This window comes from Mechercharimyces mesophilus (genome assembly GCF_059818345.1).
This window is the reverse complement of record NZ_JCBAPH010000001.1, coordinates 810,287-823,995: the sequence shown is the minus strand read 5'-3', so window position 1 is coordinate 823,995 and position 13,709 is coordinate 810,287. Positions and strand designations below refer to the sequence as shown.

14 protein-coding genes are annotated in these 13,709 nt (G+C 47.5%); all 14 read right to left on the bottom strand.

Annotation, left to right across the window (positions count from 1 at the left end; genetic code table 11):
- Positions 1-13 precede the first annotated feature (13 nt).
- Complete coding sequence (recN, locus tag AC6RGY_RS04260; protein WP_499859952.1) at positions 14-1,702, bottom strand: DNA repair protein RecN; 1,689 nt, start codon at positions 1,700-1,702, stop codon at positions 14-16.
- A gap of 12 nt (positions 1,703-1,714) precedes the next feature.
- Positions 1,715-2,167 (bottom strand): transcriptional regulator AhrC/ArgR, encoded by a 453-nt coding sequence (gene ahrC, locus AC6RGY_RS04255; protein ID WP_499859951.1) that lies wholly within the window; start codon positions 2,165-2,167, stop codon positions 1,715-1,717.
- Complete coding sequence (locus tag AC6RGY_RS04250) at positions 2,167-3,033, bottom strand: NAD(+)/NADH kinase (protein ID WP_499859950.1); 867 nt, start codon at positions 3,031-3,033, stop codon at positions 2,167-2,169. The genes ahrC and AC6RGY_RS04250 overlap by 1 nt, the downstream gene beginning before the upstream one ends.
- 14 nt (positions 3,034-3,047) lie before the next feature.
- A complete protein-coding gene (locus tag AC6RGY_RS04245) occupies positions 3,048-3,566 on the bottom strand; it encodes a hypothetical protein (RefSeq protein ID WP_499859949.1) in 519 nt (172 codons plus the stop codon).
- A 71-nt stretch (positions 3,567-3,637) separates the two neighbouring features.
- Complete coding sequence (locus tag AC6RGY_RS04240; RefSeq protein ID WP_499861458.1) at positions 3,638-4,456, bottom strand: TlyA family RNA methyltransferase; 819 nt, start codon at positions 4,454-4,456, stop codon at positions 3,638-3,640.
- A 10-nt stretch (positions 4,457-4,466) separates the two neighbouring features.
- Positions 4,467-6,359, bottom strand: coding sequence for a 1-deoxy-D-xylulose-5-phosphate synthase (dxs, locus tag AC6RGY_RS04235; protein WP_499859948.1), 1,893 nt, complete (start codon positions 6,357-6,359; stop codon positions 4,467-4,469).
- On the bottom strand, positions 6,340-6,963 hold the full coding sequence (locus AC6RGY_RS04230; RefSeq protein ID WP_499859947.1) for a hypothetical protein: 624 nt from the start codon (positions 6,961-6,963) through the stop codon (positions 6,340-6,342). Before AC6RGY_RS04230 ends, dxs begins: the two co-directional genes overlap by 20 nt.
- A 791-nt stretch (positions 6,964-7,754) precedes the next feature.
- The gene (locus AC6RGY_RS04225; protein WP_499861457.1) at positions 7,755-8,642 is read right to left on the bottom strand and encodes a polyprenyl synthetase family protein; all 888 of its coding nucleotides are present in this window, start codon (positions 8,640-8,642) and stop codon (positions 7,755-7,757) included.
- A 5-nt stretch (positions 8,643-8,647) separates the two neighbouring features.
- A complete protein-coding gene (locus AC6RGY_RS04220) occupies positions 8,648-8,893 on the bottom strand; it encodes an exodeoxyribonuclease VII small subunit (protein ID WP_499859946.1) in 246 nt (81 codons plus the stop codon).
- A complete protein-coding gene (gene xseA / locus AC6RGY_RS04215) occupies positions 8,893-10,254 on the bottom strand; it encodes an exodeoxyribonuclease VII large subunit (RefSeq protein WP_499859945.1) in 1,362 nt (453 codons plus the stop codon). The genes AC6RGY_RS04220 and xseA overlap by 1 nt, the downstream gene beginning before the upstream one ends.
- A 25-nt stretch (positions 10,255-10,279) precedes the next feature.
- Complete coding sequence (gene folD / locus AC6RGY_RS04210; RefSeq protein WP_499859944.1) at positions 10,280-11,146, bottom strand: bifunctional methylenetetrahydrofolate dehydrogenase/methenyltetrahydrofolate cyclohydrolase FolD; 867 nt, start codon at positions 11,144-11,146, stop codon at positions 10,280-10,282.
- A 209-nt stretch (positions 11,147-11,355) separates the two neighbouring features.
- Entirely contained in the window at positions 11,356-11,784 is a 429-nt protein-coding gene (gene nusB / locus AC6RGY_RS04205) for a transcription antitermination factor NusB (RefSeq protein WP_499859943.1), read from the bottom strand.
- A 154-nt stretch (positions 11,785-11,938) separates the two neighbouring features.
- Complete coding sequence (locus AC6RGY_RS04200) at positions 11,939-12,346, bottom strand: Asp23/Gls24 family envelope stress response protein (RefSeq protein WP_499859942.1); 408 nt, start codon at positions 12,344-12,346, stop codon at positions 11,939-11,941.
- Positions 12,343-13,701 (bottom strand): acetyl-CoA carboxylase biotin carboxylase subunit, encoded by a 1,359-nt coding sequence (gene accC, locus AC6RGY_RS04195; protein ID WP_499859941.1) that lies wholly within the window; start codon positions 13,699-13,701, stop codon positions 12,343-12,345. Before accC ends, AC6RGY_RS04200 begins: the two co-directional genes overlap by 4 nt.
- Positions 13,702-13,709 lie beyond the last annotated feature (8 nt).

Sequence of the window (13,709 nt, the reverse complement as noted above, 5' to 3'; positions counted from 1 at the left end):
TTGCTGGAAGGTTTTATGGGAGCATTGCTTTATTTTGATTGGCCAATCGCAACATTTCACGCGCATGATTGCGTGTCGTCTCTGTCACTTCCACGCCACCAAGCATACGTGCCAATTCCGTGATGCGCTCTTCTCCCTCTAATACACGAACACGCGTGGTCGTACGTTGATTTCCGCTTTCCTTGTAGATATAAAAATGTGTGTCCGCCATACAAGCAACTTGTGGTAAGTGGGAAATCGATAACACTTGGTGGTCATTTCCGAGAGCCACCATTTTTTCTGCTATCGCTTGAGCCGCACGACCACTTACCCCCGTGTCGATCTCATCAAAGATAAGTGTATTCAACGTTCCAGCATGAGCGAATAAGGACTTGATTGCCAACATCAAGCGAGAAAGTTCTCCACCAGATGCAATCTTAATCAAAGGCTTGAGTGGTTCACCAGGATTAGGGGCAATATAATACTCCACCTGGTCTTTGCCCGTCTCCTTCCATTCTTCTGCCGGTTCGATGGAAACATGAAATTGGGTGCTCTTCATATTTAGTTCCGATAACTCTTTTTGCATCTCTGTTTCAATGAGACGAGCTAAGGATTGCCGTCGACCGGTTAGTCCAGTGGCACACTCCTCCATCTCAGGTGAAAGGGCATCTAGGCGAGTTTGTAGCGCCTCTTTCCGTTCATCCCGAAAGGTGAGTTGATGAATTTCTTCCTCCACCTGTTGTCCATGTTGCAAAATATCCGCAATCGTATCACCATATTTTCGTTTTAACTGGGTGATATTGTACAAACGTTCGCCTACTTGTTCCAAACGTTCAGGATCAAATTCCACGTCATCCCGATAGCGTCCCAATTGCCGTGCCGCCTCTTCTAATTGGTAATAAGCCGACTGAACCGTCTCTAAAATAGGAGCCAGTGACTTATCGACGGGCACCATATCTTCTAAATGAGAGATCACTTGATGAAGGTTATCCAATCCCTTGCCATCCCCGTGCAAATAATCAAACGCTTGCGTGCTTTCGCTTAACAGCCGTTCTGCATGAGACAAACGCTGTTCCTCTTCTTCCAAAGATTCTTCCTCATCGACACGTGGCTGTACACGATGTATTTCATCCAATTGGAATTGCAGTAAATCCAAGCGTTGTGCAATTTCTTTTTCATTCTGTTCCAGTGTCTGCTTTTCTTGTAGCAACTGTTTATACTCTTGGAAAAGCAAGCGATACGTTTCCACCTGTGCAAGGTGATCGCTTCCACCATAGGCATCCAACCAGTGAAGGTGAGATTCAGAAGACATAAAGGATTGATGTTCATGTTGTCCATGAATATCCAACAGCGTCGTACCCAACTCCCTCAGCAAAGAGAGTGTTACCACCCGTCCATTTACACGAGAGAGGCTCTTCCCATGTTGTGTAATTTCACGACGAATGACCAACCATGGATCCACATTCTCAATCCCATTTTCCTTCAGCCAGAGCTGAGCGGGATGATCCAAGTCGATGGAGAACAAGGCTTCGACTTCCAGCTTTTTCGCTCCATGGCGGACAAACTCCTGTGAACCTCTTCCCCCTACTGCGAGGGAAAGCGCATCGATGAGAATCGATTTCCCAGCTCCGGTCTCTCCGGTAAGGACATGAAAGCCGCGATCAAACTTTATTTGTAGCTGTTCGATAATGGCAAAATCACGAATGGAAAGTTCAACTAACACCGATAACCACCCCTACAACATATCAATAAGACGTTCAACCAATTGCGGTACCTTTTCTCGATCACGACAAATAATGAGTATGGTATCATCCCCGGCAATCGTTCCGATGATATCTGGCCAATCCAAGCTATCAATTAAGGCTCCAACCGCATTGGCATTACCAGGAAGCGTCTTCATGACTAATAAATTTTCACTCGTTTCGATTCCGACGAACGACTCTTTCAGCATACGACGTAACTTCTGCATCGGATTAAAACGCTTATCTGCAGGAAGAGAGTACATGTACCGGCCAAAATCTGTTGCTACTTTTACCAGACGTAACTCTTTAATATCACGCGATACTGTCGCTTGTGTGACATTGTAGCCGGATTGTTGCAACTCCTCGACTAACTCTTCTTGCGTTTCAATATTTTTGCTTGTAATGATTTCTCGAATGCGAATATGTCGCTGTGCTTTGGTTTTCATCACTTTTCCTCCAGCAACTCTCCATGCAGTTTTTTCCTTACAACCTCGAAAAATGACCGCTCTTTCCACTTAATTAAGGTTGTCTTACAGCTTGAGCGACGGATACGAATCACATCATCCAACTGCAAACGAAAACCCCATTGACCGTCAATTGTCAGCCCAATATCTTTATGAGAAGCACTCACAACAATTTCAATGATCGGATCCGGTGGCAAGACAATCGGACGTGCGGTCAACGTATGTGGACAAATTGGCGTCAACAGTAATGTTTCTACATTGGGCCAAACAATGGGTCCTCCACAGGAGAGCGAGTAGGCTGTAGAACCCGTTGGCGTGGAGATGAGTACACCATCTCCAGAATACGTTCCTAGGTAAGCATGATCCATATAAACCTTCGTCGTAATCATCCGGCTAAAAGAGTTCGCAATACCTACTTCATTTAAAGCAATGCTCTTTTCCAAACGAACTCCATCTCGCAGTACCTCGGCCTCCAACATTAAGCGCTCTTCTAATATGTAATCTTCCGCCAATACCATGTCAATCGCACAGGCCAGATCCTCTGGTTCTGCCTCTGATAAAAACCCTAAGTGTCCCAGATTAAATCCGAGGAGAGGGAGATCATAGGAGGCAAACTCCCGCGCAATGCCCAATAACGTTCCATCTCCACCTAACACAAATAAAATGTCTACGGTGTGGGGAAATTGGTGAAAGTCTAAACCCAGCTCAGGTCTTCCCATATTTTCTGCAACTTCAACATCCAGGTAGACATCCGCCTTGCGCTTTTCCAATAGCAACACCAGTTCTGCTGCAACTTGTGGTGCTTTCGGTTTATCATTGTTTAATGTGATACCAATCTTTTTCGTCATGGTCTCCACCTCAACTATTGCAAAAGGATAGCCAAGCAGGCTCCCAGACCAACTGCTACCAAGTAGGAAATCCAAGGGCGACGTGGGGAAGGAATGTGCGCAGCCTCGACTCGAAATCGGATCTCCTCAATCCGTCGTCGATCCAGATCCACGTACAAAATCCCTTCTGGCTTGAAAGCGAGGTAATGGGCTAAAAAATGGTCGCGCACAGAAGATCCGGTCATGCGAAGGGGTTTTTTCCGCTTCGCAATCACTACCAAAAAAACCTGGTTGGATCTTGTGACCACATAGTCTGTATACAAGCGACTTTCATACGCTTTTTTCCCTACATGTACCCAGACGGGCGTTCGCTGTTTTGCCGCTACAACGACATACCCTTCCTCTTGTAGCCACTCTGGTATCTCACCTGTTATTTCTTCTTGGCGATTGTTCCAAGAGGGAGTGGGAGTTGAATAAGATAGACGCTTAAACAAGAAATAGACCAATCCCAATAAAAACAGGAAAAGGAAGACGATGTCGCCTCTTTGCAACATAGGTCAAACCTCCTTCTCCTATTGATTCTAAGGGAACAGGGATTATTCCTCTCTCATTCGCTCTTTTACCCTTATGGGCGCTGACTCACTTCGTTCATTACCTGCCCAATCATCCGTTCCAGCTCAGCCATGTCCGTTTGTCCTGGCTCACTTTTCTGTAGGTAAAGCAAAAACTCAATATTGCCTTCCCCTCCCTTAATAGGAGAAGGTGCAAGCCCTTTTACCTGAAAGCCGACTTCATCTGCCATCCTTGTCACTTTGCGTATCACTTCACGATGCACATCTGGATCACGCACAATTCCTTTTTTCCCAACAGCCTCTCGTCCTGCTTCAAATTGTGGTTTTACGAGGGCCACCACTTCCCCCTCCTCATGAAGAAGCAGATACAAAGGAGGGAGAATATGTGAGAGAGAAATAAAGGAGACATCGATGGTGGCAAAATCAGGTTGTTCATCGCTCAATTCCTCGCGTGTGAGGTAGCGAAAATTTGTCCGCTCCATGACACGTACATCAGCGTGCTGACGCAGTTTCCAAGCAAGCTGACCATATCCCACATCGACTGCGTACACAAGGCTCGCACCGTTTTGCAAGGCACAATCGGTAAAACCTCCGGTAGAAGCCCCAATGTCAATCACTGTGCGTCCTTGTAACGCTAAGTGAAAGCGCTCCACGGCTCCTTGAAGTTTCAAGCCACCCCGGCTCACGTAAGGGTGAAGACGCTCTGTCACCGATAGGTGAGCGTCTATATTCACCTTGGTACCCGCCTTGTCCACTCGCTCTTGGTCAGCAAAAACAATACCTGCCATGATGGCACGCTTGGCTTGTTCCCTGCTTTCGAAAAACCCTTTATTTACAAGTAGTACATCTAAGCGCTCTTTTGCCACGGCAATCTCCTTGCTCTTAAGCCCGCTGACGCTTGCTCGGTAGCAATGCTCGTGCCACATGAGCAATATTTTCCGACGTCAAGCCCACTTCTGCTCGTTGTTGAGTGGAGCTCCCATGCTCCACATAGTAATCAGGCACACCCATCGTCTTCACCATCATGCCGTACAAACCTTCTGCTTCATAAAATTCCATCACACTACTACCAAAACCACCCATGATGGCTCCCTCTTCAATGGTAACAATCGGGATTTGCCTTTGGTATAGATCAAGAAGCATCTCTTTATCTAATGGCTTCACAAAGCGAGCATTAACAACGTGAGCAGAAACTCCCTCTTGTGCTAAAAAGTCTGCCGCTCGACTAGCCAGCTCCACCATCGGTCCTAATGCTAGTAATGCCACATCTGAACCTTGCTTTACCACTTCCGACTTTCCAATAGGCAACTCTTTAAATTGTCCATCCATGGGCACCCCTACGCCTGTTCCACGAGGGAAACGGACGGCAACCGGCCCTTCTGTAAAGTTGGAAGCTGTGTACAGCATATGCTGAAATTCATTTTCGTCTTTCGGCATCATAATGGTCATGTTAGGAATACAACGCATAAACGGAATATCGTAGACTCCCTGATGGGTTTCTCCGTCTTCACCCACGAAGCCAGAACGATCAATGCCTATTACCACATTTAAGTTTTGGCGGGCAATATCATGGATCAGCTGATCATACCCACGTTGCAAGAAAGTGGAATAGATCGCGAGAAACGGTTTCATCCCTTGAGTCGCTAGTCCTGCTGCATAGGTAGCCGCATGCTGTTCCGCAATGCCCACATCAAATGAACGTTCGGGAAATTTTTCGTGAAATTCAATTAAACCAGAGCCCTGTAACATGGCCGGAGTAATCGAGACGATCCGCTCATTCTGTTCCGCGAGGCGAACCAGGGTATTTCCGTACACTTTTGCATACTTAAGCGGACTTTTCTTTCCTTTTTCTTTCTCGGCCGCCGTTTCCCATTTTCCTGCTCCAACACCATGATAAGCGATCGCATCCTGTTCAGCTGGTTCATAACCTTTGCCCTTCTTGGTTTTCACATGCACCAACACCGGACCTTTGGTATTTAGGCCCTGACGCATGCATTCCATCAATTCGGGCAACTTGTGTCCATCAACCGGACCCAGGTACGTGAAGCCAAATTTTTCGAACAGTACTCCGGATACAAGAAGGTATTTCATACTATCTTTAATGCGTTCCAACGTTTTCGCCAAAGGCTCGCCAACGGAAGGAATACGCTTTAAAAGACTTTCAATATCTTCTTTTACTTTATGGTAATGCTTATGCGTACGCAGTTTTCCTAAGTAATTATGAAGGGCACCCACGTTGTCAGTAATCGACATTTCATTATCGTTCAGAATCACCATTAAATCACGCTGTTCCTCACCAATGTGATTTAATGCTTCCAGCGCCATTCCACCTGTGAGCGCACCATCTCCGATCACAGCAACGACTTTATTATCTTCACCTTTAATATCTCTAGCCACCGCCATACCCATTGCGCCAGAGAGCGAGGTAGAACTATGCCCTGTTTCCCAACAATCGTGTTCACTTTCTCTCATCTTAGGAAAGCCACATAATCCTTCGTATTTCCGTAAAGTAGGAAAAAGCGCTTGCCGTCCCGTCAAGATTTTATGAACATAAGCTTGGTGACCTACATCCCATAAAATTTTGTCTTTCGGACTATCCAACAGAGTATGAAGCGCTAGCGTTAATTCGACAACTCCTAAGTTAGAGGCAAGATGTCCGCCTGTTCCCGCTAAACTCTCTATCAAGAATTGGCGAACCTCTTCTGCTATCCGAGGGAGTTCTTCTACAGGTATATCTTTTAGTTTCGCTGGTGAATCAATCTGTTCGAGGTTCACGAAGAACACCTCGCTTTCGCTTTCTTTTCTTCTTTTTAGGGTGTACATCAAACAATCGAATATGAAAATTCTTTTCTAGTATATATAAAAACTTGCCGACCTTAAAGATGATCTCGTTTGCATAACGGATGGAGTAAGCTTTTCCTAAAGCTTTTCCTCCGACTGTAATCGCAGACAGAATGGATACCATCAGCACATCCAATAGCCACCGGTTGGTCATCCCATCAAAATCATGGACCAGTGTGACAACCACAGCAGCACCCGCTGCCCCACTTATAATTCCGCTGATGTCACCAACGACATCATTACAAAACGTAGCAAACTTATCCGCTTTACGAATGACGCCGATCGCTTGCTTAGACCCAGGCAACCTTTTGGCAGCCATAGCATGAAAAGGGGTTTCACGAGCAGCCGCTGCGGCAAGCCCAAGCATATCAAAAGTAACGCCGATGGCAACAATGACAAACACCACCAACAGCCCACCATTCCAAGGAAGGCTTTGTAATATATTAGTGGATAGAATAGAAAGAATCATCGCAATCAGCGCAGTGACCAGTCCAATACCGATCGCCCAACCAATCGATTTGCGAAACGTCTCCCCCATGGATCTATTTCAATCTCCTCTCCCCGTTAGGGAAACGGAACACTTCCACTTTTTATTCGCGAAATATTCGCACGCCGAATAAGGAGTGGCGACTACTTAGGTAAACCCTGCGGCTTAGGTCCAGTAGGATTTCCCAAAAAAGTATCCCGATCGTTGCCAATCAGGCGGTTTCCCTTTATAACTTTTCTCGATGCTGTCACCAGACATCGGACTGGATTGCCACTTAGTCCGCACTTCAATCCCTAAGTAGCCCTGCTCAAACTTTTAAGAGCAAACAGTCTAGGAGTTTTCCTCGGGCAGTCCTCACGTCCTCCTAGCCTCTTTTGCAGTACAACTTTCAGCGCGACACGGCTTCCCCATTGCACCACGCAAGGCAGGCTACGCTGCAACAAAGGCATTTTTGAAACTGCCCTCATGAGCAGGTTCTTCCCCCAAGCCATAGACCCCGTACGGTAACGGCAATCTACGCACTTGGGCCTCCACGGAAAACGGGTCAAACGCCCACATGCCCTTGTGGATCGCCCTTCTTCCTTAACTCTCAGCATCAACCCCCGACTGGGCGTCGAAAGCCAACACCAAGAACTTCATCGATGTGCCCTTTAGCGGATTTTTAGGCCCGCCTTCAGAGGACAAGAACCGACTAGAATACTGCACCACTCCACCTTGCTCACGATTATATCATAGGATTGTCGCACTCCACAACGAAGTTGACTTTCGCTATTAAGTACGTGTCCGGCTATGTGAAATAGGGGTGATCCTTTTTGAGAGAGGAATATTGCGTAACAGAAGGTTCAGCGGTCTCGTTCCAGCAAATAATCGACAAAGAGAAGCAAGTGTTGTCCATTAATGCTCGGCTCAGCTGCTATCACTTGTTTGGCTTCTTCTGCTAGCCTTTGCATCCATCTGTGTGATTCTTCTAGACCCATCAAACCAGGATAGGTCGATTTTTGTTTCGCCTCATCACTTCCGACGGGTTTTCCTATTTTCGTTTGGTCTCCAATTACATCTAGTATATCGTCCTGGATTTGAAAAGCAAGCCCAATCCGGTCCGCGTATTGACTAAATGCGTTCAGCTGGACTTCATTCGCCCCACCTAACATCGCCCCTAGCCGGACAGCAAAAGAAATTAAGTCACCTGTCTTACGTCGGTGAATACTTTCTAGCTCTTGTAAGCTGATTTTTCGTTGCTCGCTTTGAATATCGACGACTTGTCCTCCAACCATTCCTTCCGCTCCCGCACGCGTGGATAACTCTTCGATAAGTTCCAGCACAACCTCTGGCGCGAGTCCCGCTTTCTTACCTGAGCGAGCCAACAGTCCAAATGCTTTCGTCAAGAGAGCATCTCCTGCTAAGATGGCCATCCATTCGCCAAAAACTTTATGGTTGGTTGGGCGACCTCGCCGTAGATCATCGTCATCCATGGCCGGTAAATCATCATGGATGAGGGAATAAGTATGAATCATTTCGACCGCACACGCCACAGGTAATGCTTTCTCTTCTTCCCCCTGCAGTGCTTCGCTTGCCATCAGTACCAAAATTGGACGAAGACGTTTCCCTCCCTCTGCTAGAGAGTACGCCATCGCTTCCTTTAACTCAGGCGGGATCATGGACCAGTCCGCTATATTCTGCTCTATTTCCTTTTGAATGCGCTTCTCTTTTTCTTGTAAATAGGATCTCATTGCACTCACGGCGTCTCCTCTTCCTCCTCCAACTGAAACGGAGTCTCTACCCACTCTTGGTCTTTCTTAGTCAGAATGGCTACTTTTTCTTCAATTCGTCCCAACTTCTCTTCACAAAGCTTCGCAATCTTCGTTCCTTCCTCAAACAGCTCGACAGACTCTTCTAGCGAGGTTTCGCCCCTCTCCATTTTTTCAACAACTTCTTCTAAGCGGGTCATCAACGTTTCAAAATCAGCCGCCCGATCGGTCATCATTCTTCCTCCTTCTTCTCTGTTACTTCGGCCTTTATCTTTCCGTCTGCCATCCGAATCTCCAAGGTGTCTCCTACGCTAACCTCAGCAAGGGAGCGAAGCGCAACTTTTTTTGGTTCGTGATAGACAAGAGCATACCCTCTTGCCATCACTTTAAGTGGACTTAAATCATCCAGCCTCTCCACAAGACGAATCCATCGTCTTCGCTGTTCGACCAATCGCTTCTCTATCCCTTGCTGTAGTTCACTCGTTTGTCGCGTTAGCTCGGCACGTGGCCTATCCACCATCACGCTTGTCCGCTGTGCCTCCAAGCGAAAGCGAAGGCGTTCCACTTGGCGCTCTTGTTGCGCAATAACCTGGGAGATCCCTTGATGCAAGCCTGCTGTAGCCATATCGAGACGCTGTTCCCACTGCTGCAAACGCTGAGCAGGGCTCGCTAGCAGCAAGCGATTGCGCAACCCATCTGCTCTTCTCTCCGCTTCCTTCATCCGTTGTTCCTGTGCATACAGAAGGCGAAGTTGATAGTCCCTCAGGTATTGGCGAACATCTGTCAGCGAAGGCGCGACCAGTTCCGCTGCAGCGGTCGGGGTAGCCGCCCGAACATCTGCAACAAAATCCACAATGGTCACATCGCTCTCATGGCCTACAGCAGACACGACCGGAATACGTGAACGATCCACGCTCATCGCAACTGCCTCTTCATTAAATGCCCACAATTCCTCGAGTGATCCCCCACCTCTACCCACGATAAGCACATCGATATCTGCTCGTTCGTTCAGATGATCGATCGCTTCTGCAATGGCATCACCTGCTCCCTCCCCTTGCACCGGCACGGAGCGAATAAGGATAGAAACCATCGGTGCTCGACGCTGGATAGTAGAGACGATGTCACGCACGGCAGCCCCACCCGCCGCCGTGATCACGCCGATCCGTTTAGGCAAGTGAGGCAATGCTTTTTTCTTATCCGAGGCAAACAGACCCGCTTCCTCTAGCTTTTCTTTCAAGCGCTGATACGCTAGGTAAAGATCGCCCACACCATCCGGTTGCATATACTGTACATATAGTTGGACGGTTCCTCCTCGTTCATAGACGGAGACATATCCACGTACCAATACTTGATCCCCATCTTTGGGACGAAAGCGCAAGCGTCGATTGTTCCCATGAAACATGACTGCTTTCAGCTGACTCGTCTGATCCTTCAGTGTAAAGTACATATGACCTCGTTCATGGTGACGAAAGTTGGAGATCTCCGCTTGCACCCAAACCCGACTTAAAACGGGATCTTCTTCTAAATGTCCGCGCAAGTATTGAACGAGATCACTCACTGTAAAGGTTTGTCGTTCTTCTGTCAGGTGATCCATGTCAGCCGCCCCCATCCCTTCTCGGTCAGCTTCTACTATCTATTTCCTTTGTTGCCGCCTCCACTGTATTATATAACAGCATAGCGATCGTCATCGGTCCCACTCCGCCAGGCACCGGTGTAATATGAGAGGTTAGCGGACGAACCGCTTCAAAGTCTACATCCCCGACCACTTTCTTGCCACCTAAACGGTTCATACCCACATCGATTACGACCGTCCCTGGAGAGACATGCTCCTCCGTAATCACGTGTGCTTTCCCCACAGCAGCAACAAGAATATCCGCCTGTCTTGTATGGTTAGCCAAGTCTCTTGTACGAGAATGGCACATCGTAACCGTCGCCTGCTCTCGTTGGAGCAGAAGCGAGACAGGTTTGCCTACAATGTTACTCCGTCCAACGACAACTGCATGCTTTCCTGCCAATTCAATCTGACTTCTACGCAACATTTCGATGATCCCATGGGGAGTACAAGGAAGAAGGCTAGGCTGACCAATCATTAAACGCCCTACATTTTGTGGGTGAAATCCATCGACGTCCTTCTCTGGATGAATGCGATCAATCACGCGGTCCGCACACACCTGTGAAGGGAGTGGCAATTGGACCAAGATCCCATGAATATTAGGATCAATGTTCAACCGGTCGACCTCAGCTAACACGTCTTCTTCTAGCACATCGCTTGGGAGTATCACTTGTTCTGAATAGACGCCTACCTCTTCACACGCACGCACTTTCCCACGTACATACAACTGCGAAGCTGGATCTTCTCCCACAAGGACTACTGCTAATCCAGGCTTTACCCCATGCTCGATCTGCCTGTCCACCTTGCTTTTTAATTCCTGTCGGATCGTCTTTGCCATTTCTTTTCCGTCGATCAGCATTCCTGTTTGTCGCATATGAAATAAGCTCCTCTCTTCGTCTTGCTGTTAACAGTGTAGCTTGTCAACAAAACAATGTAAAGAGAAAACGCGAACGTTCACTTATTAAATTTGATTATCGTTCGTCTTTAAAGGAGTGTCCGTTCCTTTCGAACCCTAAATAACCCACTCTACAAGCATTATCTCCTTGGTCACTTGAGAATAGGCTCTTTCTTTATCCATCTTCTCTAGCTTTCTTTCGTCAATTCGCGTGCCAGATTCCCTAACACCCCATTAATAAAGCGACTGGATTCCTCCGTACTAAACGTTTTTGCCAATTCGACTGCTTCATCGAGGGTTACCTTAACCGGGATATCCTCTTCGAATAGTAGTTCATAAGTAGCCAATTGCAGAATACGATGATCCACTTTAGCTAAGCGAGAGGGAGACCAGCCTTTCTTCAAAAAGCGCGCCAGATTCTCATCCAAAGTTTTTTCCTCTCGACGAATCCCTTCCACCAGACGCAAATAAAACTCCTTTTGCTCGGGCTCGTCCTCTGTCAATCGATTGATCGTGCCGGAAATGGCCTCATCGGCTTGTTCAGCATCAAAAGATAGCTGATATAACGTTTGAATGACCCTCTCCCGTATTCGTCTTCGTGTCGATTTCTTGCTCATCATGAACCTCCCATACTTGCCTCACGTTACTTGTACTTTTCTCTTACTATATGCGAAGAGGGGCCCCACTTCGCTTGGGTGAACCAATGTCCCGAAACGATAGAGCCCCCGTTAGATTCGTTATTCCCCTTAAGGGTGAATGACGCTTTAGACATTATTGCGGTTTGTTGGTATCTGATTCTGGCTTTTCTTTTTCCTGCTTTGGAAACTGCACATGAACGATATGAACCCGAATATGATTAACATCGAGGCCGGTCATCATTTCAATCGCATTTTTGATCTTTTCCTGCACAGACCGCCCCACATCCGGAATGAAATGACCATACTCAATGACCAGGGATACTTCCAAAGAAAGCCCTTCATCAATGTGGACTTTCACCCCTTGCTTGACGTTTTTACGCCCAAGCCATTGCGTCAAATCATTCACCACTCCACCGCCACCAAGGCCAAGAACACCTTTGGTTTCAAGCGCAGCTAGACCGGTAATGGTCTGAATCACTTCAGGGGCAATCTCGATTTTTCCTAATTTCGTGCTTTTATGAACTTCTTGCATCTCTGTCATTGTTCATCCTCCTCTGCCAGTACCGTGCTCTCTAGAAATTGTATATGAACATCACCGGAAATGAAACGGGGATGGCGCAGAAGTTTCAGATGATAGGGGATCGTCGTTTTCACCCCTTCCACGGAGAACTCCCTCAGGGCTCGCTTCATTCTGGTAAGTGCTTCTTCGCGATCCTTCCCCCACACGATCAACTTGGCAATCATGGAATCGTAAAAGGGAGGGATTTTGTATCCTGGATAAGCGGCACTATCCACCCTCACACCAACGCCTCCTGCCGGTAGGTAGAAATCAATCTTCCCTGGTGAAGGCATAAAGTTCCGATCCGGATCTTCGGCGTTAATGCGGCATTCGATTGACCAACCATTCCATTCTACTTCCGACTGCTGAATGGAAAGAGGCTCACCTGTTGCCACCAGAATTTGCTCACGTACCAAATCGACTCCCGTTACCATTTCTGTAACAGGATGCTCCACTTGGATTCGGGTATTCATCTCCATGAAGTAAAAGTGGTGATCCTTGTCCAACAGAAATTCGACCGTCCCCGCACCAGCGTAATCGACCGCTTTGGCAGCGGCAACTGCCGCCTGTCCCATGCGTTCGCGCAACTCAGGGTCAAGCGCAGGAGAAGGCGCTTCCTCGATCAGCTTTTGATACCGACGTTGAATCGAGCAATCCCGTTCTCCGAGATGAATCGCATTTCCATGTTTATCTGCTAACACTTGAATTTCGATGTGGCGAGGTTCGACTAAGTATTTTTCTAGGTAGACACCTGGATTACCAAAGTTGGCTTCTGCTTCCTGTTGAGCGGTCTGTACAGCGCGTTTCAATTCACTTTCACTGTGAACCACTCTCATTCCTTTGCCTCCGCCACCCGCGGTCGCCTTCACAATAACCGGGTATCCAATCTCATGCGCGCGCGATAATGCGTCCTCTATGGTGGAGATGACGCCTTCTGTTCCAGGAACAACAGGTACCCCTGCCTTCTCCATGGTTGTGCGCGCTGTGGTCTTGTCTCCCATGCTGGTAATCGCTTTCGGATCTGGTCCGATGAAGGTGATATTGCAAGCTGCACATAGCTCAGCAAAGTCCGCATTCTCCGCCAAAAACCCATATCCAGGATGAATAGCGTCCACCCCAAGCAAGGTAGCTATGCTCATCAGGTTGGTCATATTTAAGTAACTATCTTTTGATGGGGCCGGTCCAATACAATAAGCTTCATCAGCCAATCGGACATGCAAAGCTTCTTCATCTGCCTCAGAATAGACGGCAACTGTTTCGATTCCTAAATCTTGGCAAGCACGAATCACACGAACCGCAATCTCTCCTCGATTGGCGACCAATACTTTTTGAAACATCCTTATCC